Below are 25,064 nucleotides of genomic sequence, written 5' to 3'. Positions count from 1 at the left end.
CCGCCTCTTGTCAAGCCGAAGGACCCTGTCAGATGACGCCTGAACCGGATACCCAAACGGCCGAGGAAACCGACGCCCGCCACGCCGCGAAAATGGCGAAAATCAAGGTTGCCCGCGACAAGATCATGGCGACCAAGAGCGGCGAGAAGGGCCTCATCATCGTCCACACCGGCGCCGGCAAGGGCAAGTCCTCCTCCGCTTTCGGCATGATCGTCCGCTGTGTCGCCCATGGCTTCCCCTGCGCGGTCGTGCAGTTCATCAAGGGCGCCTGGGACACCGGCGAGCGGCGCCTGCTCACCGGCCATTTCGGCGAGCTCTGCCAGTTCCATGCGATGGGCGAAGGTTTCACCTGGGAGACGCAGGACCGCGCCCGCGACATCGCCGCGGCGCAGGCCGGCTGGGCGAAGGCCAAGGAGCTGATATCGGATTCCAATCTGCGCATGGTCGTGCTCGACGAGATCAACATCGCGCTGCGCTACGACTATCTCGACATCGCCGAGGTCGTCGACTTCCTGAAAACGCACAAACCGCCGATGACGCATGTCGTGCTCACCGGGCGCAATGCGAAGGACGAGCTGATCGAGATCGCCGACCTCGTCACCGAGATGACGCTGGTCAAGCACCCCTTCCGCTCCGGCATCAAGGCGCAAGCCGGCGTCGAGTTCTGACGACGCCAGGTTCTGAAAACACCATGGCGCGCGCATTGATGATCCAGGGGGCCGGCTCGGACGTGGGCAAGTCGCTCATCGTCGCCGGCCTCGCCCGCGCCTTCACGCGGCGCGGCCTGCGCGTGCTGCCCTTCAAGCCGCAGAACATGTCGAACAACGCGGCCGTCACCGTCGACGGCGGCGAGATCGGTCGCGCCCAGGCGCTTCAGGCGCTGGCCGCCGGCGTCGAACCGCACACCGACATGAACCCGGTGCTGCTGAAGCCCGAGACCGATGTCGGCGCACAAATCATCGTCCAGGGAAAGCGCATCGCGACCGCACGTGCGCGCGAATATGCGGCGATGAAGCCTTCGCTGATGGGCGCGGTGCTGGAAAGTTTCGAGCGGCTGAAAGCGCGCGCCGATCTGGTGCTGGTCGAAGGCGCCGGCAGCCCGGCCGAGGTGAACCTGCGCAAGGCCGACATCGCTAATATGGGCTTTGCGCGCAAGGCCGACGTGCCGGTCGTGCTGGTCGGCGACATCGACCGCGGCGGCGTCATCGCCCAGCTCGTCGGCATCAAGACGGTGATCGACCCCGACGATGCCGCGATGATCCAGGGTTTCGTCATCAACAAGTTCCGCGGCGACCCCTCGCTGTTCGATGACGGCTACAAGCTGATCGAGCAGAAGACCGCGTGGCGCGGCCTTGGCGTGCTGCCCTGGTTCGCGCGCGCCGGCGAGCTGCCGGCCGAGGACGCGCTGGGCCTGAGTGATGCGCGAAAGCCGGGCCAGTGCAAGATCGCCTGCCTCGCGCTGTCGCGGATCGCCAATTTCGATGATCTTGATCCGCTGAAACTCGAACCTGGCGTCGATCTCGTGATGGTGCGGCCGGGCGAAGCCATCCCCGGCGACGTCCGCCTCGTCATCATCCCCGGCTCGAAATCCACCCGCGGCGATCTCGCCTTCCTGCGCGCGCAGGGCTGGGACATCGATCTCCTGGCGCATCATCGCCGCGGCGGCCATGTGCTTGGCCTCTGCGGCGGCTATCAGATGCTCGGGCGCAGCGTCGCCGACCCCGATGGCATCGAAGGCCCAGCCGGCGACACGCCGGGCCTCGGACTTCTGGACGTCGCCACAATGATGAGCCCGCAGAAGACGCTGACGCGCGTCGCGGCCGTGCATGCCGCCACGGACCAGCCTATCGAGGCCTACGAAATCCACATCGGCCGCACCGATGGGCCGGATCGCGCGCGCCCGTTTGCGAAACTGAACGGCGAGCCCGAAGGCGCGATCTCGCGCGATGGCCGCGTGCAAGGCAGCTATTTGCACGGCCTGTTCACGTCGGATGATTTCCGCAAGGCGTATCTCGCAAAGCTCGACATTCCGGCAGGCGACGAGCCTTATCACAGCAGGGTCGAGAGCGCGCTCGACGCCCTCGCCGATCACATCGAACAGCATCTCGACGTCGGCGGCCTGCTCGCGCTAGCGCGCTAGCGCCTCGGCAAGGCGCGTCCATTCGGCTTCGCTGCCGGGAAGTCCGAGACGCAGCCATGTTGGCTCTCTCACGAACACGCGCGACCAGATCTGGCTACGCGCCAGTTTCGCCTGCGCGGCAAGCGCATCAGGCGTCTCGTAGAGACGAAACAACGGTGCACCACCGACGAGCCGCCAGCCTTGCGAATGCACGATGTCGTCGAGGCGGACACAGTCGCGCGCAAGCCGCGCGGTCGTGGCCTCGGCCCAGGCGTCGTCGCGCAAGGCGCGGCAGCCGATCGCGATCGCCGCTCCCGACACCGGCCATGGCCCCGACATCGCCGCGAGCTTGGCGATGTCGGCCGCGTTGCCGAGCGCAAACCCAAGCCGCAGGCCGGCAAGACCATAGAACTTGCCGAAGGAGCGCAGGACCAGCAGTCCAGGCCGATCCGCCTCGGATGCGAGCGACAGCTGCGGGGCAGCATCGGCAAAACTCTCGTCGATGACGAGACGGCCGACGCGCGGCAGCAGCGCCAGCAAATCCTTTGGCGCAAAACGCCGGCCATCGGGATTGTTGGGATTGACGACGACGGCGATATCCGTGCCCGCCAGCGCGTCGAGCTCGCCGACCTCCTGGACATCCCAGCCCGCAGCCGACAAGACCCCGGCATATTCATTGTAGGTCGGCGCAAGGATGCGCGCGCGGCCGGCTGGCGCGAGTTGCGGCAGCAATTGAATGGCGGCCTGGGCACCGCCCATCGCGACGATCGGCGCGCTTGTGCCGTAAGCGTGCTGCGCCGCCTGATGCAGGCTCTCGATCTCGGCGCGCGACGGCAGCGCGTTCCATGCGCGCGGGCTCACCTCACCCACGGGATAAGGCAGCCGGTTGATCCCGGTCGACAGGTCGATCCAGTCTTCCGCGCGCCCGCCAAAACGCTGCTGGGCCAGATCGAGATTTCCACCGTGCTCGCGCATATCCCGTTCTTTCACGCGAAGGCCAGGATCGCAAGGAGGCCGGCGAGCAGCAGCATGGCGCGGCGGTAGATCGTCAACCCCTGGCTGATGTCCGCGGCAAGCGGATCGCGCGCGCCTTCGTTGAGCCAGGGCTCATCGGTCGCGCTGCCGTGATAGATACGGGGGCCGCTGAGCCGCACGCCAAGCGCGCCCGCCATCGCCGCCTCCGGCCAGCCGGCATTGGGCGAGCGGTGACGGCGGGCATCGCGCGTCATGCACGACAGCGCCTCCGATCGCCGCGACGCCAACAGGACGAACAGAAAGCCGGTCAGGCGCGCCGGAATGAAGTTTGCGACGTCGTCGATGCGTGCGGCGGCCCAGCCAAAAGCTTCGTGGCGTTCGTTGCGATGACCGATCATGGAGTCCAGCGTGTTGATCGCCTTGTAGCCCAAAATGCCGGGCAGTCCGAACAGCGCGCCCCAGAACACCGGCGCCACGATGCCGTCGGAGGCGTTCTCCGCAAGGCTCTCGATCGCCGCGCGCGCGATGCCGGCTTCGTCGAGGGTCGCGGGATCGCGTCCGACGATCCGCGAGACCGCATCGCGCGCAGCAGCGATGTCGCCGGCCTGCAACGGCTTCGCGACGGCAGCGACGTGATCATGGAGCGAGCGCAACGCAACCAGCGGCCAGGCCAGGACGCCGGCCAGCACGATCTCGATCCAGCCCCGCGGGAGCAAGGACTGAAGCATCCAGCCGAGCGCAACCGAGAACACGATCACCACGAGCGCGCCGACAACACCGGCGGCGCGGCGAAATGCCCGCGGATCGGACGCGCGATTCCAGACGGCATCGATGGCGCCGATCAGCCGGCCGAGCCAGGTCACGGGATGGCCGATCCGCGCGAACAGCCACGACGGCCAGCCCAGCAGGGCATCCACCGCCATCGCCACCGCCATCGCCCCCGCAAAAACCACGCCCACCTCCTGTCCCGCCCCTGTTGCGCAAAGCACGGCCCGAGCGCAAGCCCCCGGCCGCCTGATTTCGGCTTTGTCTTTGGCCGCGATTGGTGATTAGTCAGGCCCACAGGAGACCTTTATGGCCGTCATCTTGATCACGGGCGGAGCACGATCGGGCAAGAGCGCCCACGCGGAAAAGCGCGCGCGCAGCTTTCCGGGCCAGCCCATCTACATCGCGACGGCCGAGGCGCTCGATGCCGAAATGGAGGTGCGCATCGCCAAGCATCGAGCCAAGCGCGCGGCCGTCGACTGGATCGAGCGAGAGGTACCACTCGATCTCCTGCAAGCTCTGATCGAGACCGATGGCGCCGGCCCAAGGCTGGTGGATTGCCTGACCTTGTGGCTCTCCAACATCATGCATGCGGGGCGTGACTGGGAACACGAACTCATGAAGCTCGCCGCTTTCATGGGCGGCCAGAAGAGCCCCGTCATTTTCGTCACCAACGAGGTCGGCCTCGGTATCGTGCCCGACAACGCGCTGGCGCGCAGCTATCGCGACGCCGCCGGAATCATGAATCAGGTCATCGCGGCGGTTTCCGACGAAGTCGAGTTCGTCGTGGCCGGCCTGCCGATGAAACTGAAATGATGCCGCGCGCCGAGCTTTTCAAAGAGATTATCGCCGATCTCAGGATGGCGGCATCGTTCGTGACGGTCCTCCCCGTTGCATCGTCGAAGTCCGCGGCTGACGGCGCCGTCGCGCGCGCAACCTGGGCACTCCCCGTCGCGGGACTGATGGTCGGCCTGGCGGGTGCCTTGGTCTACAAGATTTCCAGCCGGTTCGGACTGACACCGAACCTCGCCGCCCTGCTCACGCTGGCCGCGACCGCGCTCATCACCGGTGCGCTGCATGAGGATGGCCTTGCCGACACGGCCGACGGGCTCGGCGGCGGCCGGACGCGCGAACGCAAGCTCGAGATCATGCGCGACAGCCGGATCGGCACCTATGGCGTCTGCGCGCTGATCCTCTCGTTCGGTCTGCGCTGGAGCGCGCTCGCGGCAATCGCCAATCCCTGGGCCGTCGCGCTCGCGCTGTGCGCCGCGCACATTGCCGCCCGCGCGGGCGTGCCGGCTTTCATGTCGCTGGTCCCGCCGGCACGATCTGATGGACTGTCGGCAAGCGCGGGATCGCCGCCGGGCCGCAGCGTCGCCATCGCCTTCGCTGTTGGAACGCTCGCCCTCGCCCTCGCGCTCGGGCCTGGCAAGGCGCTGGTCAGCCTGATCCTGCTGTCGCTCGCCGGCTTGATGCTGGCGCGGCTTGCCATCCGCCAGATCGGCGGGCAGACCGGCGACATTCTCGGCGCATTCGAGCAGACCGGCGAGATCCTCATTCTGCTGGTGGCGGCATCCTTCCGGACGGGAGGCTGATCTCATGGTCGAGTTCGACGACACCTTCCGTCAGCACTTGCGCGAGCTGTTCGTATGGCGCCGCGACGTGCGCCGCTTCCGCGCCGATCCGCTGCCGGCCGGCGCCATCGATCGCCTGATCGAGACGGCCTGTCTCTCGCCCTCGGTCGGCCTGAGCCAGCCCTGGCGCTTCGTTGTCGTTGAAGATGCCGCACGACGCCGCGCCGTGATCGACGACTTCAGGGCATGCAACGCCGATGCGCTGAACTGTTACTCCGGTGAGCGCGCCGCGCGCTATGCGACGCTAAAACTGTCCGGTCTCGAACAGGCCCCCGGCCACCTCGCCGTGTTCGCGGACAAGGCGAGCGACATCGGCCACGGCCTCGGCCGCGCGACCATGCCGGAGACGACGGAATATTCCGTGGTCGCCGCGATCACCGCGATGTGGCTCGCCGCGCGCGCCGACGGCATCGGCATCGGCTGGGTGTCGATCCTCAATCCGGAGCGCGTTCACACCACTCTCGACGTGCCTGAGACCTGGAAATTCATCGCCTATCTCTGCATCGGCTATCCGGAAGTCGAATGCGACCAGCCTGAGCTCGAGCAGGCGAAATGGGAACACCGGCGCGGCGCGGACGAATTCACGCTGCGGCGTTGAGGCGCCGCGCCCCCGCTCCATCCTCCGTCATTGCGAGCGTAGCGAAGCAATCCAGGCTGTCTCCGCGGAGGGATTCTGGATTGCTTCGTCGCACCAGCGCAAAATTGCTTTGCAATTTTGTCGCGGGCTCCTCGCAATGACGACGGAGAGAGAGGCGGCTTGTCGCTACGACCTGCTCTTGCCGGCGGCAGCCACCACCGGCGCAGGGCTCTCCTGCTTCTGGAACATCAACAACGGCCGGAAGATGACGCGGCCATAGGCCTCGTAATGGTTCTGGGTCGAGACGGCCATCTTCAACGGCGTCGCGTAATTCGCCTCGAACGTCATGAACGACGCATAGGTCCATGAGAAGCCGACGCCGACCGAAGCGAGCTCGGTGACCCCCGGGAATGTCGAATAGACCGCACCCCAGTCGGTAAAGATGTAGGTGTCGAACCCCTTGAGCCACGACGACCAATTGTAGTGCAGCTCGGCGTTGAAATAATAGCCGCTGTCGCCGGATGCCGAGTTGGAGGGATAGCCGCGCACGGTGGTGGGACCGCCGATCGAGAAGATCTGGTCACCCGGCAGCAGCTTTTCCTGCGTGTACTGCCAGCTCGCCAGCACGTTGGCGCTGAAATTCTGCGGCCCCGCCGCGCTGGTCGCGATCAGCGAGCCGGTATAGGTGTTGAACGCGCGGTTGTTGCCGAGCACATAATCATGCCAAGTGATGTAGTTCACCGCCGGCGAGACCGTGATCGAATAGGTGTTGCCGGAATTGGTCACCGAGAGCCCGGCGGTGGCCTTGTCGTAGTGGTCGTCGGTCACGGAGACCGTGGCGAAGCGGCTGACCGTCTTGCCCTCGGTCTCGGCGGCGTTGAGCAATATCAGCCAGTTCTGCGTCACCCAGACCGGCTGGCTGAAATTGACCGCGGCCTGGCTCGAGCGTCCTGTGACGTCGAGCGCGACGAACGGTCCCTGGATGATCTTGATCTTGCCTTCGGTATAGCTGACGCCGACGCGGCCACCCCAGGGATTGACCGGAATGCTGTAGGCGGCGTTGCCGTTGAGATTGCCGTCGGCGCGGACGCCGTAGAAGGTCAGGCGGTCGTCGACGCCGAACAGGCCGTGGCGCTTGTAGAAGGCTCCGCCCTCCCAGCGCCCGGTGTTCTCCGCGCCCTGGTTGTCGGTGAAGAGTTGCAAGGTGTCGACCGGCGGCTCGATCACGGCGAACTGGAGATCGGTCAGGCCAAAACTCGTGCCAGGCTGGAGCAGCGCCTTGATCTGCACGTCGTTGGTCCGGTTGAACCAGATCACGTCGCGATTGAGTTTTGGAACGTCGAGGACCTCGCCTTCGGGCTCCTTCACGCGCTGAAGGATGTAATCGGTGCGGGTCTGCTTGTTGCCCTCGATGGTCGTCTTCTGGAGCCGGCCCTCGGTCAGCTTGATCTTGACCACACCACCTTTGGCGTCTTGATCGGGCAGCGTCGCGATGCCCGTGACGATGCCGCGCTCGGTGTAGATGGCGTTGATGTCGGCAACGAGCTGCAATAGCGCGGCGATGTCGACGTTCTTGCCGACATATTTCTTCGCGATCTCGTCCAGCTCTGCCGGCGTGATGAACTTGGATGCGTCGAACTCGACCTTGCGCAGGCGGAATTTCGGCCCCCCCGGCTTCAGCAGCTGGGACTTTTCCCGCTCACCGCCGATCACCGCGGGACCGGTGAGCTTGGGCGGCGCGCTCTGCCGTTCGAGCTGGCGGCGCTGCCGGTCGACGTCGTTCTGGATCACGCCGGGATTGATCGAGGGCACTTGCGCGCGCGAAGGGGCGATGCAGCAAGCTGCAAGCCCCACCCCCAACGCTGCCCCCCAAATCCGCATCCCGAATCTCGTTACCATGCCTGTGCGAGACGGCCAACGGACGGCTTCGCCGTCTCGACCGCCGCATCCTTCCAGCCCGGGCGACCCACGCGCTGCCCCTGACGGCGCAGCTTGCGCAGGTCGCTCAGTCCCTCGATGTTGACGGCGGGACCGGAGCCGATGGTCTCGACCGGACGCGGCGTCAGCAGCGCATCGAGCCGCGCCTGGCCGGAGAGACCGAGCAAATAGAACGTCCCGCCATCCTTCTTCGCGAGCCAGGTCTCGATGCTCTCTTTGCCCTCGCCGTCGACCGGGATGTTGCGCACCATGCTGGCGCCGGTGAAGTCGTAGCAGCAGGTGTGCGTCGGCCCGTAATTGGTGACGCTCGCCGAGACGTCGCCGGTGTAGAACACCACGTAGGCGTTGCTGACATTGGCGTTGCCGATCTGGCTCATCGTGAACACGCCGCCCGGCTGGTAGAGCTGGAGCGTCGGCCCGTTGGTCGGCGCCAGCGTCCGGTTGTTCAGGAACACCTGCTGGGTGGCGGTGGTGAGCATGAGCTGGCCCGGGACATAGCCGTTCAGGATCGTGACCGCATGCGCGTCGGTCCAGAAGTTCGCGTCCACCACCCTGAACTGGTTGACGATGATGCTGTCCGGGTCGATCGAGATGTTGGCGGACTTCGCGACGCCGCCGTTATAGCCGGTGATGTTCATGATCAGCGGGATCGCCGGATTCGAACGGATCTGCTCGCCCCTGACGTTGATCGTGTCTGCCGCCAGGTCGAGCTCCCGGACGACGCTGACCCAGTTGATCGTCAGGTCACCCGACGACGTCATCTTGACGATGTCGCCACTGATCCGGTCGAACGAGACCGATCCGGCCACATCGAAACGCGTCTCGCCGTTGGCGGTGATCGATCCGCCGCGGAGCGAGCCCGTGTCGGATTTGACGTTGAGGTCGCCGGCATCGCCCGGGATACCGGTCGTGGTGAGCTGGCTGAAGACGATATCGTTGACGGCATGCAGGGTCTGCGTGCCGCCGCTGATGGCGGTGCCAACGGTGATCCCTCCGGCCGTCGCGGTGACGTCGAGCGTGCCGCCCGCGTTGAGATTATCCCAATGAACGACCGTGCCGCTCAGGACTGCGTTGCCGGTCGAGGCCGTGAGTTTGTGACCGGTGTTGGTCCCCGCGGCGATCAGCCTCGCCGAGCCATTGGCGGAGACCGAGCCCAGCGTTGGCACGCCGCCCGACATCACCGTTTGCGCCAGGATGAAACCGTTATCCGCATTGACGTTGATGCTGCCGGCGTCGCCGTTGATGCCCGTCGTCGTCAGCGCGTTGAACGTCACGTTGTCATGGGCGTGGATGGTCTGCGTGCCGCCGCTCTGCGCCGTCTGGAACGTGATGCTGCCCTGGCTTGAAGTCACGCCCAACGTCGTGCCGACATTGAGGACATTCCAGTTGACCGGACCGCTCGCGGTCAGCAGGCCCGAGCCGGTCGTGGCGGCGAGCGTGTTGCCGGTGATGGTCGTGGCGGCAAGCAGCGTCGCCGAGCCGTTGGCCGAGACCGAGCCCTGGCTCGTCACGCCGCCAGACGTCACCGTCTGCGCCAGGATGAAGCCGTTGTCGGCGGTGACGTTGATGCTGCCGGCATCGCCGGTGATACCGGTCGTCGTCAGCGCATTGAACGTCACATTGTCATGGGCGCGGCTGGTCTGCGTGCCGCCGCTCTGCGCGGTCTGGAAGGTGATGCTGCCTTGGCTTGCCGTCGCGCCCAGCGTCGTCCCGACGTTGAGTGTGTTCCAGTCGATCGGGCCGGTCGCGGTCAGCACGGCCGAGCCGGTCGTGGTGGCGAGCGTATGGCCGGTGATGGTCGTGGCCGCCAGCAGCGTCGCCGAGCCATGGGCCGAGACCGAGCCCAGCGTCGTCACGCCGCCCGACGTCACCGTCTGCGCCAGGATGAAGCCGTTGTCGGCGGTGACGTCAATGTTGCCGGCGTCGCCGGCATTTCCGGTCGTCGTCAGCGACTTGAACGTCACGTTCTGGCTGGCGTGGACCGTCTGCGAGCCGCTGCTGTCGGCGGTCCCGATGACGATGCTGCCGTTGTTCGCGACGGCACTGAAGCTGCCGCTCGCGCCGGTCGCCGTGCCCGCCAGCACCTGGTCGAGCGTCAGCGCGCCGGTGCCGATGATGTCCACGTTGCCCTTCACCGCGGAGAGCAGGCTCGCCTCGGTGTCGGTCAGCGCCTTCAGGTAGATGCCCCCGGCGCTCGCGCTCGCCGACAATTGTACGGCGTTGAAGGCGAGCCGGCTCGTGGCACTTCCGATACCGTTCGATGCACTCAGCGACAGCTCGGCGCCCGCGCCGGACGCGACGAACCTGGTCTGGCCGTCGCCATTGTCGAGGATCGCGCCAAGCGAGGCGACGCCACCGGCGGTGACAATGATCGAGGGCGCGTTCGAGGCCGCCGCATAGGACAGCGATGAATTCAGCTGGCCGATCGTCGCATCGCCCGTGGTGGTCACCGAGATCAGGCCGCCCGCGTTGATGGCCGAATAGGCGCCCATCGTCAGCGTCGCGGCAACCAGGGTGACGCCGTCCGAACTGCTGGTCGCAACCACCGGCGCAGCGCTGGTGCCGGCAGCGAAATTCATGCCGCGGTTGGCAAGCAGCTGCATCAGGCCGCCGCTGGTGATGTCGGCATTGACGGTGAGCCCGCCGCGCGCAGCGTTCAGCGTCAGCGCACCGCCGGCCGTCAGCGTCCCATAGGTGCCGCTCGTGCCGACTATGAGATCGCCGGTGACGGCGAGGATGCTGAGGTCGCCGACCGCCGAGCCGGTCACCGCGCCGGAGATATTCACCTGCAGCGGCTGGAAGGTCGAGCCGTTGAAGCCGATGTTGCCGCCGGCGCGCAGATCGAGGTCGGCGCCGAGGATATGGATCGCCGAACGGTCGGTGAAGCCGGCTTCGGCATAGATGCTGCCGGTCGCAGCGAGCTGGATCGCATTGCCGGCGGCAATGTTGCCGAGAATGAGATCGCCGGTGGTCTGCTTCAGGTAGATGCCCTGCGCCGACGAAACCTGGTCGAGCTGGTCGTTGGACGGATCCGCGAACGCGATCTGGAGCGCGTTCGTATTGTTCGCGGGGTTGCTTCCGGCGGTTCCCGAGGGGGCACCGACATTGCCGTGCTCGGCGATCAGGGTCAGGTTGCCGATATCACCTGATATCACGGCCCCGCTTGCGTTGGCGGAGATGCTGTTGACGGCGTCGAGCTTGACGTCGCCGCGGCCGGTCACCTCGATGCCGTTGGCCTGCGCGGCCGCGATCGGGCCGTAGTTCGCAGTGACGCCGCCGAGCGCGAGGCTGTTCTTGCTGCCGAGATAGATATTCGACAGCGCCTTGGCCGAGATCGCGATCGGGTTGTCGACGACGACGAGGTTCTGCTGCGACAGGCTGACCGTATAGGTCGTGACATGGGTCGTCGGGTCCGTGACCGCGCCGACGGTGAGCTGGCCGGGACCGGCCGTGGCGAGCAATCCCCTCTGCTCCGGCGTCAGCGACGAGGAATCGACGCTGGTGAAGGTGAACGTCTGGGGCGCGGCCGAATTGCCGACCGAGCCGCGCGGCGCGTACAGCATGATCTGGTTGGCGTTGACATTGGCCACGACGTTCTCGTCGATCGGCGGCGGCGCCGCGCCGACGGCCGACGACGACACCGTGTAGGCGAGCTGGCTCTGCGTCCACTGCGAGCCCGCGGTGATGATGCTATAGACCCGCTCGGTCGACGCCAGCGTATAGCTGTAGCTCGCATTGTAGGTATTGAGCGCCGTTTGCAGCGCCGTGTTGCTGGGCATTCGCTGATTGGCGGTTGCCACGCCGTCGAACAGTTTCGTGAACAGCGTCGTCGAAAGCGAAGTGCCGAACACCGTCCCCAGCGGATCCGCCGGCGCGGTGCCGAGCAATGTCGTCAGCGAGCTCTTGAGCTGGTCGGTGGTGATCTTGCCGAGCAGGAACTGGTCCCGCAGGAACCGCGTCGTGGCCTCGACCTGCATCTGCGTGGTCGTGACATTGGCGGGATCGATGATGCCGAGCTTGGCAGCCACCTGCGCCCGCAGCACCGTCAGCCCCACCGAGGTCGGATTGTAGGTGCTGCCGTCCTGGAACGCGATGTTCTTGAGCTGGAAGTAGTCGTTGTAGGCCGACGTCACCATCGACTGGTAGCTGTTGACGGCATTGGTGGCGGCGTTGCCGCTCAGCAGGTCGAGGCTCGCCCAGACGTCCTGCAGATGCTGGCTCTGCGCCTGGGTCAGACCAACCGCCGCGCGTCCGTTCAGGATGTTGGCTTGGTTGCCGTCGGAGCCTGCCGCCTCGAGGAACACCGGACCGCCGGTCGACTGGACCGTGCCGAGGCGCAGATCGCCCTTGGACTGGATGATGTAGGTGCCGGTGGCCGAGGCGCTGTCGAGAACGCCGCCATCGACAGTGCTGTTGGCCTGGACCGTGCCGGTCGCCTGGATCACCAGCGGATTGATGTTGGTCAGGGTGGACGCACCGTTGACGACGGCGCTGGTCGCGCCGATCGCGCCGGAGGTGGAGTTGATCTCGATGTTCTTGCCGATCACGACGGGATTGGCGACGTTGTAGGCGGACGCCGAGTTGATGTCGCCGGTCGCCGAGAGGAAGACGCTGCCCTGCGGCGTCGCGCCTGCCGAGTTCACCTTCACCTGGTTGATCGACAGCGCGCCGATGGCCGAGATCGCGATGTCGCGGTCGATCGAGCTCGCGGTCAGGCTGCCGCCATAGAGCTGCACCTGGACGGGCGCCTTGGTGGTGCCGAGCGTGCCGATACCGCCGTCACCCCGAAGCGTCACGCTCGTCCCCGAGATCACCGGGTTGTTGGCATTGGCGGCGACCGTGATGGACGAGTTGGCGCCGGTGGCGGCAAGCGTCGTCGTGCCCTGCTGGTTGTTGATCGACCCGTTGATGACGATGCCCGAGGTCGAATTGACCACGACGTCGCTGCTACTGCCGCCGATGAACTTGATGTTGATCGGGTTCGACGCCTTGACCGTGTTGGTCAGCGTGAGCGTCAGGTGATCATAGATCGCCTGGTACCAGTTGTACTGGGCGTCCGCGCCGCAGCACGCGTTGGAATGGGTGTTGAGTCCAACGGGGCTCCCATCCGGGTTCACGCCTCCCGCCCAGTGATAGCTGCCTGTGGCGGTGGTGACTTTCTGATAGTTGCTGCTCTGCGTGCCTGAAACCAGGCTGGTCGAGCGGGTCCAGTTCTCGCCGGTGACCTGATTGGGCGTGAAGCTCCAGCCGTAGTCGAACTGCGTGCTGGTGGGTAGACGATCCAGCGTCGCGGTGTCGACCCATTGATAGAGCATGTTCTCCTGCGTCCGGTACTGGACGCCCGCCGTACCGGTCCTGGCCGTAAGCATCGACGGGTCGATCGCGGCCGCAGTGACACTGTTGGTCTCGTACCGCGACACCTGCTGACTGCTTGCAGCCTTGGGATCGTAAACCCACCACGTCGTCTTCCCCTTGAGCTGGTCGACGATCTCGACCACGCTCTGGGCAGTGACGCTGGTATTGATGGTGTTGGTGACCAGCTGGAGCCCGCTGGTGTTGTTGACGGTGACCGTGCCGGCGCCGCCTTTGATCTCGATGTTACCCTGGGTCTGGGTGCTGTCGGTCGAGGTCGAGATGATCTTGCCGTTGAGGTAGACGTAGCCGCCGGCGCCCTGCGCCACGCCATTCAGGATGAGCTGGTCGGTGAGAGCGTTGTACCTGACCCCGATCTTGGCGTCGCCGCTGGCCGACGCCGTCACGGAGCCCGAGATGTCGTAATAGACGCCGTTCCGCGCATTGGCCTGGGCCGCGGCAAAATCCGCGCCGCCGTTGCGGTTCTTGAGGCCGTTGCTGCCGTAGATGGCATCGTACGCCGCGGCGCCGATGTCGACCGAGTAATTGCTGCTCGAGCCGGCCTGGATGGTGCCGTTGATGTTGATCACCGACGCCGAGATGATGACCGCCTGGCCGCTGATGGTCCGGGTGGCAGTCGCGGTGGCCGGCGCGTCCGCGGTCTTCGGCGTGATCGCATCCGGCTGGATGTTGATCACCTGGAAGAAGCCCGAGCTGTCGCAGGCTGACGCACAGTTGAACGGCGTCTTGTACGGACCGCTATCGGTGTAGACGTTGCGGCCGTCATAAGTCGTTTTCTTCCACTGCGCGAGCACGACATTGGACGAGTCCTGCGACTGCCCCTCGATGATCTTGAGGGTCGCGATGTCAGGCACGCTGCCGGCATCGGGAGTGCTGGTGTTCCCAGGCGTACCCCTGCCCACCGGCAGGAAGATCGATGAATAGAGCGAGGTGCCGTCGTAATACGTCATCAGCATGCGCGCGGTGAAGATCGTGCTGGCGTCGGCGTTGCCGACGGGTTGATACACGCCGTGGCTGCCGTCGGTGCAGCAGTAATAGAAATAGGGGTGATCGGTTCCCGAAGCGATATGCGGAGCGGTATAGTAGTCGCCGTAGGCGCCGAGATAGGTCGCCGCCGTCATCACCGCGGTCAGCGTGTCTTCCGGCCTGTTTTCGGTGGCGGCCCATTGCGAGGTGACTGCGCTGCCGCTGTCGTAGAAGCTCCCGATACCGCCGAGGAAGGTGAACGTGCCTTTGGGCACCACGATCTGGACGGTCGCGGCACTGAGCGACTGCGATGCGACGACGCTGCCGAGATTGTTGATGATCTTGAGCAGGCCGTTCGCGTTGTTGACGGCGCCGTTGAAATAGATGTCGGGCGTGCGGGTCAGCACGTTGCCGTTCTGGTCGATGCCCTGGCCGCTGTCGGGATCCAGGCGGTTGTAGGTGGCCGAGACGTCGATGACCGGCGTCGCGCTCGGCATCGCGGTGAAAGTCACATTGGAGTGCGAATCCGGGTCGACATGGTCGATCTGGCGGTAGGTGATGTTGCCTCCGGTCACATCGGTGACCGTGAGGTTGGCCAGGCTCATGAAGTCGAGGCCCTTGTTCTCGATCTTGATCAACGGCGAGCTGCGCGCGATGACCGCCGGCGCCGCGGGATTCGATCCGCTGTTGCCGGTGAGCTTCTGGGCCAGGATCGAGACGTTGCCGGCGGACACCATGATGTCGCCGAACGCGAAGGCGTTGCCGGGCGCGTCGGAGGTAAACGGCGCCTGCTTGATCAACGTGTCGATCTGGCGCTGCTTGTCGCCGGTCGGGTCGGTGCCGGTCGGCGACATGCTGGCGGGCGCCGTGGGCGTCGCCGCCGCGAGCTGGGAGCGGACCTGCGACTCGGTCAGTCCGGTCAGCGACGCCAGCTGGTTGACCACCAGCTGGTAGGGATTGAAGTTGCCGACGACGGCGTACTGGACCGTCTGGTGGTTCCAGCTCATCGCCGGGCTCAAGTGATTGACGTCGGAGACGAGCTCGAGGACCGACGAAGAGCCGTTTGTCAGTAGGGAATAGGGACTGGTCGTGCTCAGTGTCGGCGCGGTCGCACCGAGCTCGATCGTAATCGTCAAATCGTTATTGACGCCCGCCACCACCAAGCCGTTGAGCGCGACATCGCCGGTTCCGCTGGTGTGGCTGTGATTGTCGCTGTTCTTGGCGCTGAAGATGTCCAGATACGGATTGTAGTTGCTGCCGTTGCCGGCCGCCGTGACTTGCCCCTGGGTTGCGCCCAGGTAGATGTCGCGCACACCGAGCACGCTCGAGGTGGGCGCAAGCGTCAGGCTCGTGGTGTCGTCGGCGTTGGCCGTGCCGCGATAGAGCGCGGAGATCGGAATAGCGGTGTTGTTGTAGACGACCGTCGTTGCCGTCGCCTGCACGCTGCTGAAGACGCTGCCGTCGCCGGCGAGGCCCGCGTAGATGGTGATGTCGCGCCAGGCCGCGATCTTCGCGCCGGCGCCGACGTTGACGGCCTGGTTGGCGTGAACCCAGGTGTTGGTGCTGGCGCCGACGCCGGCGATCGCGCCGTAGAGGCTGGCATTGGCGTTGTTCGCCGCCGCCATCTTTGCAGCCGTGCCGATATAGATCTTGCCGACGCTGAACAGCTCGCGGGCATTGATATTGACCGCGAGCGTCGCGTTCGCGGTCATGTTGGATTCGGCGCCGCCGCCGGCGAAGAAGCTGGCCGTGGCGAGGCTCGCCGTATCGTTGGTGTTCAGCGTGTTGTAGGCCTCGATATTGATGAACGCCGCCGACGTCCGCGGATCGCCGTTGAGGCTCAGCACCGTGCCGGCCCCGATATTGGTGGTGACGGTCTGGGTGACATGGGAGTCACTGAGCGCAGCAGCACCCGAGAACGAGCCGCCTGAGCCCGAACGTGCGCCGCCGCCGCCCTGGGTGACGATGTCGTTGGAGATGACGACCATGTTGCCGCCCGCCGAATTGATGATCAGGTGGGTTCCGATCTCGGCAGTGGTGGTCGAGTTGACGTCGTTCTGCGCCTTGCCGGCGGAGACACCGGCCGTCGAGGCCTGATAGGCGTCGCCGCTGGCGGCGTAATTCGTGGTGTGCTTGGCATTGATGCGGAGGCCGCCGAAATAGAGCGTGTCGTCCGTCGTGCCGCCGTCGAACCGTGCGTTGGTCACGGCGGTCGAGCTGGTCGTCGCGACCGCCGCGGCGCCGGCATAGGTGCCACCCGCGCCGACCGTCGCGTTGGAGACGTTGGTATCCGTACCGGTGGCCGTGATCCGGAGGATGCCCGTGTAATTGCCGTGATTGAGATTATCCATGTCCGCCGGCGCACCCAGATAGGCGTAGGTGTGCGCGTTCGACGACGTCTGCGCGACGGTAGCACCGAGTGCCAGGAAGCCGCTCGAAAGGCCCGTCCCCTCGGCGTATTGGGCGCTGTCGTTCTCGGCCGCGATGGTGACGTCGGCGTTGGGAAGCCGGATCCCCGTCCCGCCATAGGCGCTCACCGTCGCGTTCTCGGACGCCTGGGCCAGGCTGCCCTGCGCGCCGATCAGCGAGCCGCCGCCACCGGCGAGCGCCTTGGCCCAGGTCGTCGTGCCGCTAACTGGAACCAGCGCCATGGCGGTCACAGCGAGCGCACCGCCCGCGAAGGTGACGTTGTCGCCGACATCGGCCGTCACCGTGGCGCCGACCGTGGACTTGGCGATGGCGATGCCGACGGCACCGCCGCCGACCGAAACGCCGATCGCCTCGCTCGAAAGATCGGGTGTGATCGACGCCGACACCAGCGTGCCGACGCCGGACGCGGACGTCGTGATCGAGGCACCGGAGCCGATCTCCGCCAGCACGGACGAGTTCTCGTGGGCTTCCGCATCCGCACCGACGCCCGCGACGATGCCGCCGCCGAGCGCGGTGGCCGTGGTGGACAAGGTGCCGGCGCCGCTGGCGCCAACCGCCAGATTTGTGACGTTGACGGTGGAGCCGTCCAGAACCCGTGCCGCGACCGAGCTCGTCCGGCTTGCCATTGCGACCGAAGCGCCGACAGCCGCGGCGCCGGCGGTGACGCCGCCGGTGAAGACCACCTGGGTCGTTGAATCCATCGCCATGACGGTGGCGCCAGTGCCGGTGCCGCCCGTGCCGGTGATCTGGCCGCCAAGCATCGCCACCACGGAGTTGCTGACATTGCCGACCGCGACAGCCGCATCGGCGCCGAAGTAAAGCGCGGCACCGCCGGCGATCGCCTCGGTGTCGATGGTCTTGCCGGCATACGGTCCGGTGGTTGCGTCCTTGACCACCGCCGCAACGGTGACAATCGGTGCCGAGACGGCCAAGGGCGTATCTGCGGCCACCAGCACGCCGGAGCCGTTGCGTCCATAGTCGCTCAAATTGGCGAACACGGTGCTGTTGACGCTGGTGTAGCCAATGCCGGCTCCTATGCCGACATTCTTCGCAAAGCCGGCACCGAGAAGATACATCTTGGCCGCATTGGCGCTGGTGGCCGTGACGTTGACCTGCGTGCCCGTGACGTTGCCACCCGCGATCTGCGCGACGACGGCGTCGTTGCCTCCGCTCAGCACGCTGCTGACGTCGTAGGTCGAGCTGACATTGGCGCTGTTCGGATTGCCGGCCGTGCCGCTGGCGACCGCGTTGCTGCCATGCGCATTGTTGGTGCCGCTGTTCACGGACGCGATGGTGCCGTTGTTGCCCTGATTGAGCTGACCGGTCTGCTGGCCCTGGGTGTCGGCATCGGCGGTGTTGGTGCCGATGATGATGACGCCGACCGTCGCGCCGATACCGACGCTGCCGCCGATGCCCGCGGTGACCGCGTAGGACAGCACCTCCTTGGTGCTGAGCGCATTGACGTTGATCGCGCCGGCCGAGTTCAGATTGCTGTTGCGGCTTTCCGCAATGGTCTGGCTCTTGAAGCTGATGACGTTGGCGGCGGCGCCGATGCCGACCCCTGCCCCGCTGGCGCCAACCGCGAGCGCCCCCGCGATCTCCTTGATCGCCACGTCCTCGGTCGCGTTGATGGTGACCGCGCCGGCCGCACCACCCGTCACCGATTGCAATGTGGTGTCGTAGACGCCGGCGATGGTGGTGTTGTTGGCGATCTCGATGTTCGCCATGCCGGCGATCGCCGCCGTGCCGGTCGAGAGCGCACCGCCGATCGCATAGGCCTCGAAGCGGTTCTTGGTGGTGGCCTCGACGTCGAGCGCGCCGCTCAGATTGAGCGCGGTCGTGTGTGCAGCGCCATTGCCCTGATAGTGGAATTCGTCGCCGACATAGGCCTCGGTCCGGTTCGAGGAGACCTGGACCAGGAACGCCGCGCCGATCGCGGCCTGGCTGCCATAGGCCCCGGAGCCGTTCGCGGAGAAGATGCCGGTGTTGTTGGTGGCGTTCACCGTCAGCGATGCGGCCGTCAGCGCGCCACCGTCGACATAGGCTTCAGTCGTCGCCTGGAAGACGTTCAGCCCGACCGAGCCGGTGTTGAAGCCGATCGCGATCGAGGACGCGTCCTGCTCGGCATTGGCCTTCACGGTGACGGCGCCGACCGTCGCGCTCGACGACTGCGCGCCGCCGACAGTCGAATTGGTGATGTAGGCAAACGTACCGCGCTGCATCGTGGTGCTGATGATGGTGGCGCCGCCGCCGCCGTTGCCGGTCGGAGCCACGATGCCGGCGCCGAACGCGCCGGAATAGGAGAAGCTCGACGCCGCGACCTCGATCTGCGGTGCCAGCGTCGACGAGGTCAGCCGTGTGTCGATCGCGGCGCTGTCGATATAGGCCCTGGTCTCCCCGCTCATCACGTTGGTGATCGGGTTGATCATGATGGCGATGCCGCTGCTCGCGGCGACCGACGCGACGTTGGTCACGACCGCCTGGTGCGAGCTCGCGACCACGGCAAGGCCGCGCACGGTGTCCTGGGTCTCGGTGAGGTCGGGCGTGGTGTCGGTCGGCGCGTGGGCGGTGCCGAGATCGAAGGCGTGCGCGAGCGTGCCGCTGTTGACCGACAGCGTATCGGTGCTGCTGGTCCCGAGCGCGTCGACCTTGGTGTTCGCGCCGCTGATATAGGCCGCGGTGGTTCCCGTGATCTGGTTGGTGACCAGCGAGCCCGCGCCGCCGGCGGCGCCCTTGCTGATCGACACGGCACCGGCAAACACGGCCGCCTTGTCATTGTTGCCGGCGGTCACGCCGACATTGTTGGTGGCGGTGACGTCGGCGCCGTTGATGCCGTTGGTGCCGGCGGCGGTGATGCTGGCGGTGACGTTGGTCCCCATCAGATTGGTGGCGACCGAACCGGCCAGCCCGACCTGCGAGGACATCGCGATACCGACGGCGACGGTCGAGATGCTGGCATTCGAGTTCGCACCGACCGCGACGTTGCCCGATGCGGTCAGCTTGGACCCGATGACGCCGGCGCTGACATTGTTGGCGATGCTGCTGTAGACGAGCGCAAGGCCCGCGGCGCTGCCTTGCGTCGAGGCGCCCGCGACGGCGGCGGTTCCGGTGATGCTGGAATTGTCGGTCGCGTTGACGGAAATGTTGCGGGCCGTGACGGACGATTGCGTCGTGCTGGACAAATTGTTGCCGATCGCCGCCGAAACGGTGTTGGCAATCGAGCTGATCGTGGTGCCGCCGACGCCGGCGAACTGGCCGGTGGCAAGGCCGAAGCCAATCGTGACCGCCTGGATCTTGGAGGAATCCACCGCGCTCACACTGACATTGCCGTTGCTGCCGGCGGTCATCAGGACGTTGGCGATATAAGCCGAATGCGTGGTTGCGATGGTGTTGTAGACGATCGAGGCGCCGACATTGTTCTTGCCCGCCTGGATGAGACCCGCAACGGAGACGATGCTGGCTCCCGGACCGTTGCCCGTGCCGCCGTTGAGCGCAGCCGCGCTGAAGTCGATGCAGTTCTGCCCGCCCGTGCCACCGGCGACCGTGCAGGTATCCGACGCGAGAAGATTGTTGTTCGACTTCTTGACGAGGTTGCCGAGCGCAGTGTCGAGCGCCGACACCGCGCCGCTGTCCGCCAGCACCGTCACGCGGCCGACATTGATGCTCACCGTCGAGCCGCTGTTGATATAGGCTGTCGTGGTCGGCGTGATCTCGCTGACGACGATCGCGCCGGCAAGTCCGTTGGCGCTGGCCCCGCCCCCGCCTGAGGCCGCACCGGCCGCAATCACGCTGGCGCTGTCGGCCATCACCAACAGGGTGTCGTAATTCGAGATCGCCGTGCTGCGGATATGCGCGTCGGTCGCGTTTCCGCCCGTGGGATCGGCGATCGAGGCATAGGTCAGCCCGATGCCGACTCCGGCCTGGCCGCCCGATATATAGAGAGAGCCGCCGCCGATCGCGATGTTCGTGGTCTGGTAGGCGTCGACCTCGAGCGCGCGATTGACGCCGCTCGCCTGCCCCGTGATCGTCGAGCTCTCGATATAGGCGTTGGCGCTGTCGGTGATGATGCCGACCGAGGCCGACAGCGACGCCGAATTGGATTTCGATCCCGCCACGCCGATGGCAACGACGGTCTCCGAGCCGCCATTGAGCGCCTGCACCGTCACCGAACTCTGGTTGTTCATGGTGGTGCCGTAGATATAGGCGAGCGTCGCATTGTTCGACATCGCCGCCGCGATCGCGCCGCCGATCGCAGCCCCCGTGGCGGACCCTCCGGCCAGATTGAGCGCCGCCGAGCCCGAACCATTGTTGAGCATGGTGTCGTTCAGCGCCTGAACGATCGTGTTGGTCAGCACGGCGCCGGTCGTGGTGTACTTGTTGACCGTCGTGTTCCTGATATAGGCGCTTGTGCCGAGCGAGACGTCGCTCACCGACGAGCTGCCGGCGAGATCGAGGCTGAAGCCGCTGGTGCTCGATCCCGAGGTCGAACCGATCTTGCCCGCCGCCGTCGTCACGCCGGCTGCGCCTCCGGTCGAGGCGGCGCCGGCAGCGCCTGCCTTGTCGGAGAAGCTGGACGATGCCGGATCGGAGACGGCTGCTGCGACGGCGGCCGCGGTGATGCGTCCCGAAGTGGTCGCGCTGAGTGTCAGATTGTCGACATTGACCGCCCCGCTTCCGCCGCTGGTGCCGGCGAACGGATCGTTGGCGCTGAACACGCCGGGCCGGATGTCGGAATGGTTGTCGCCGATATAGGCGGAGGTGTCGGTATTTGCGCCGAGATAGGCGACCGACAAGCCGACCGCCGAACCGCCGCTCCCGTTATAGCTCATCGCGCCGGACAGCGTCACGACCGACAGATCCTGCTGCGCCAGGATGCCGACGGTCGGGGCATAGACGGTGGCCTGGCTCGAGATCGAGGCGTGCGTCGTGTTGTTCAGGAAACCGAGCGAAGTGATGCCGTTCAGCGCCAGCGTGCCGGCAGCCTTGCCGGACGACGGTGCGACAGCGACGAACCGGTCGGAAGTGATCGCGTTGACGGCGATGTCGTCCGCCGCACGCAGCGTCGCACGGTCCGAAACGCCGGCGATGGTATTGGTGTTGAACTGGACGAGATTGAGCGCGCCGCCGACGGAGGAGCCGCCCGAGGTGTTGCCGAACAGGAAGCCGAGCGTGCCGACATTGCCGGCGGCGTCGATCGACGCCGTGGTCGTGGTGGCCGCGATCTGAATGCTGGCGTTGTAGGTATGGACGTCGCCATTGTCCATGCCGGCCGACCAGCTGCTGCCGCAGGTCGCGGTCGTGCAGGTCGCAGTCAGGCTGGCGGAACCGGCCACCCACGCCGTCGTGTTGTTGTTCACGACGAAATGGTTCAGCGAACCTGCGATGCCGATCGTGTCTCCGGCGTCGGCCGTGGCGTTGGCATAACTCGTCAGGATGTTGCCGCCGACGCCGAGATTGCCGTTGAGATGGCTCAGAACCGCACCCAGTCCATCCCACTTCAGCCAGGTGTTGGTGATCGGCAATTCGGTGGTGGCATCGACGGCGATATTGGCCGCGTTGATCAGCGTGCCGTTGCCGACATAGGCGTTCGAATTGTGGGTGAAATTGCCCCAGGCAACGGCCGCGCTGATCGCTGTCCCCTCGCCTGTCGACACGTCCTTCGTGATCGCGCTGGACGTCGCATTGCTGCGAACGCCGCGATCGATGACGTTGCTGGCGACAGCGACGTTGCCGCTGGCATAGATGCTCGGCGCGCCGCCGCTCGGATTCTGCGCGATCGCAGCGGTCGCGCTCTGCGTGCTGTTGGCAAGCGAGAGTGCGCCTGCGACCTTGAAATCAAAGCTCAGCGGCACCAGCGAGGTCATGTGGTCCATGACGAAGTGCGTCGGCGAAGCGACGTTCGAGACCGCGAATTCCTGGATGGCCGCGACCAGCGCCGGCAGGCCGGCGATGGCCGAGGCCATCGTGGAATTGCTCGTGGTGTCGGAGGTCGCCTCGACCAGAACGGAACCGTTCATCCGGTCGCCGGCACTGATTCCGAGCGATGCGCCGAGCGTCGCGGTCGCAGACGTCGTGACGTCGCTGATGGCGACCGCGGCGCCGACAGCGCCGCTCGCATTCGGCCCGCTCGCCGCAACCGACGTTGCGCTGGTCGAGAACGAATTGTTGTTGATCGCGCGGACCTTCAGGGTGCTGCCGCTCGTGTTCACCGTGCCCGCCGCAATATGCGCGCCGGTTGCAACGTTGGCGGTCGTCGTCACCGATCCCGTGGAATAGGCCACCGTAGGGACGATCTGCGCGCTGGTCGACGCTGCGACGGCGGAGACGGCGATGGTCGCATCATTGAGCGCCTTGATCTCGAGGTTGCCGCCGGCGTTGACCGTCGCACCCGAGGCCACGTTGGTCGTGGCAGTGCCGTCGATCTTGCCGACGACCACACCGGCCGCGACAGGCGTGAGGCTGCCGAGCAAGGTGGTCGCGACCGCCGGATCGGACACGGTCTCCGTGGCGTGCGCCGAAATGGTCACATCGCCGCGCCCGTTGATGTCGGCATGGCTGTTGATGTTGATGGTCGCCGTAGCGCTTGCGGCGAGATAGCCGCCATTGAGCCCGAGCACCGAGGCGGCAAGCGTCGAGCCGACGAGCGCGAAATCACCGGCCACCGAACCGTTCAGGAAGCTCGACACGGCCGTCGAGGTCGCGGTGATCGAGATGATCCCGCCGGTGATCTTGCCGTCGACCGTCATCGCCGTCGCGGCGGTGGCTTGGCCGGACAGCTTGATGTCGCTCGCCGTTGCCCTCAGCGTCACGTTGCCGTCGGCGTAGGTGGTCCCGCCGAAGTTGACCGACTGGGCCAGGATCTGCGCGCCATTCATGATCTCGATGTTCGGCGCGTCGATGATGACGTTGTTGGCGTTGCCGGTCGAATGGCCGGAGCCATCGAGACGGCGGGCATCGATCATCGCATGCGCGGCGAGCGTGATGGAATGATCGGCCTGGATGAGGTAGTCGGCACCGGCGCTGAGCCCGGCGAGCGCATTCACGATGGAGCTGTTCGACAGCGTCACGCCGGTGTCGCCCTGAGCGGCATCACCCACGACCACGTCGGTCGGGTCGATCAGCAGCGTGCCGGCCTTGCCGTTGTCCGCACTGAGATCGACCTTGATGCCTTTCCCAATGTCGATGATCCCGTTCGCGCTGAAGTCGACGAGACCGGCATTGCCCGTCTTCGCACTGGCATCGAACCTGGCGCCGCCCGCGACGGTCAGGTTCTGCGCCGCCTTCAGGCGGATCTCTCCGGCATTGCCGTTTGCGCTTGCGATGTTGAGATTGGCCTTCTTGCCGACATCGATGTTGTTGCCGGCCTGAACCGTGATGTTGCTCGGCGTCGCGCTCTTGCTCTGCGCAGTGAGGCGTCCGTTGATCCTGGCGTTGTTGACGGCGCCGATATGGATCGAGCCGTTGCTCACGGTGATCGCGCTGGCGCTGCGCAGGCCCTTGGAGTTGACGGAGGCTGCGAACTTCGCGGCGTGGTCGAGATTGGCGATGTCGCGCTGGCTGGCGCCGCCGACAAAGACGTTCTGCCCGGTCAGGCGCACACCGTCGATCGCGTTGATGCGGCCATAGATACGGATGTTGCCGTCGGGCGAGACAGGGAACGAGCCCGCCATCAGATTGCCGACCGCCGACTGGTTGATCTGCCCGCCTGCGCCGATCAGGCTGTCGGTGAACTCGCGTGTCGGCGTCGAGACGTTGAGGCTGCCGACATTCACCGTGCCGCTGCGGCCGACCACGAACCCCTTGGGGTCGGCGAAATAGACGTTACCGCCGATCGCGCCGTTCATGTAGGAGTTCAGCGTGCCGTTGACGTAGACCGGGGCGTCGCGAACGATGTTGACGAGGTTCTGCGTGCCGGTCGGCAGCTGCAGATTGACGGTGTTGCCCTGCCCGACGCTGAACTGCGAGAACGAGTTGAAGGCGTTGTTGCCCGAAATCGTCGACGTCGTGACGTTGGTCACGCTGCCTGATGTCTGAAGGCTCGTCCCGGTGCGGCCGTCCGGGGTGATCACGTTCGCCGTCTGCGCCTGCAGGCGGACGCTGAACACCGGCAGGAAGACCATCTGCATCGCGCAGAGCAGCGACATCGAGCGGAAGCGTGCCAGCCTCCGCAGCGTCGTCAGCTCGTCATTGTGTCGCGTCGCAGATGGTCCGCGCATTTCATATCCTCTTCATCGGCATTCGCGCCGATCCACAACCGGGTGGGAGAATGTCGTGAGGTCGTCCGGCA

Annotated in this window: 9 protein-coding genes; 5 read left to right on the top strand and 4 right to left on the bottom strand. The window is 65.9% G+C overall.

All coding sequences use genetic code 11. The annotated features are described in order from the left end of the window. Window positions 1-32: 32 nt before the first annotated feature. Together cobO and ABIA90_RS01795 are read left to right on the top strand one after the other, a co-directional pair. Window positions 33-668 (top strand): cob(I)yrinic acid a,c-diamide adenosyltransferase, encoded by a 636-nt coding sequence (gene cobO, locus ABIA90_RS01800; RefSeq protein WP_028148472.1) that lies wholly within the window; start codon window positions 33-35, stop codon window positions 666-668. Window positions 669-691: 23 nt separating this feature from the next. After that, window positions 692-2,140 (top strand): cobyric acid synthase, encoded by a 1,449-nt coding sequence (locus ABIA90_RS01795; RefSeq protein ID WP_354117070.1) that lies wholly within the window; start codon window positions 692-694, stop codon window positions 2,138-2,140. On the opposite strand, the gene cobD is transcribed toward ABIA90_RS01795, so the two are convergent. After that, window positions 2,129-3,094, bottom strand: a complete 966-nt coding sequence (cobD, locus tag ABIA90_RS01790; protein WP_354117069.1) for a threonine-phosphate decarboxylase CobD — start codon at window positions 3,092-3,094, stop codon at window positions 2,129-2,131. The two genes, ABIA90_RS01795 and cobD, sit on opposite strands and share 12 nt — an antisense overlap. Before the next feature lie 11 nt (window positions 3,095-3,105). Continuing rightward, window positions 3,106-4,047, bottom strand: coding sequence for an adenosylcobinamide-phosphate synthase CbiB (gene cbiB / locus ABIA90_RS01785; RefSeq protein ID WP_354117068.1), 942 nt, complete (start codon window positions 4,045-4,047; stop codon window positions 3,106-3,108). Between the two features lie 121 nt (window positions 4,048-4,168). Between cbiB and cobU the strand changes: the two genes are divergently transcribed. The 3 genes from cobU to bluB are packed head-to-tail and all read left to right on the top strand — an operon-like array spanning window position 4,169 to window position 6,091. Further along, window positions 4,169-4,675 (top strand): bifunctional adenosylcobinamide kinase/adenosylcobinamide-phosphate guanylyltransferase, encoded by a 507-nt coding sequence (gene cobU / locus ABIA90_RS01780; protein WP_063984439.1) that lies wholly within the window; start codon window positions 4,169-4,171, stop codon window positions 4,673-4,675. Further along, window positions 4,672-5,454: an adenosylcobinamide-GDP ribazoletransferase gene (cobS, locus tag ABIA90_RS01775; protein WP_354117067.1), complete on the top strand. Its 783-nt coding sequence runs from the start codon at window positions 4,672-4,674 to the stop codon at window positions 5,452-5,454. The genes cobU and cobS overlap by 4 nt, the downstream gene beginning before the upstream one ends. Window positions 5,455-5,458: 4 nt before the next feature. Further along, entirely contained in the window at window positions 5,459-6,091 is a 633-nt protein-coding gene (gene bluB / locus ABIA90_RS01770) for a 5,6-dimethylbenzimidazole synthase (RefSeq protein ID WP_354117066.1), read from the top strand. A gap of 165 nt (window positions 6,092-6,256) precedes the next feature. Here the strand turns inward: bluB and ABIA90_RS01765 are convergent, their stop codons facing one another. Together ABIA90_RS01765 and ABIA90_RS01760 are read right to left on the bottom strand one after the other, a co-directional pair. Continuing rightward, a complete protein-coding gene (locus ABIA90_RS01765; protein ID WP_354117065.1) occupies window positions 6,257-7,951 on the bottom strand; it encodes a ShlB/FhaC/HecB family hemolysin secretion/activation protein in 1,695 nt (564 codons plus the stop codon). An 11-nt stretch (window positions 7,952-7,962) separates the two neighbouring features. Next, window positions 7,963-24,993 carry a leukotoxin LktA family filamentous adhesin gene (locus ABIA90_RS01760; RefSeq protein ID WP_354117064.1) on the bottom strand — a complete coding sequence of 5,677 codons (17,031 nt, stop codon included), beginning with the start codon at window positions 24,991-24,993 and terminating at the stop codon, window positions 7,963-7,965. Window positions 24,994-25,064 lie beyond the last annotated feature (71 nt).

The sequence above is a fragment of the Bradyrhizobium sp. LA6.8 genome (assembly GCF_040547935.1).
GTDB lineage: Bacteria > Pseudomonadota > Alphaproteobacteria > Rhizobiales > Xanthobacteraceae > Bradyrhizobium > Bradyrhizobium barranii.
The sequence above is the reverse complement of the archived record's forward strand: the minus strand, read 5'-3'. Positions and strand labels throughout refer to the sequence as shown.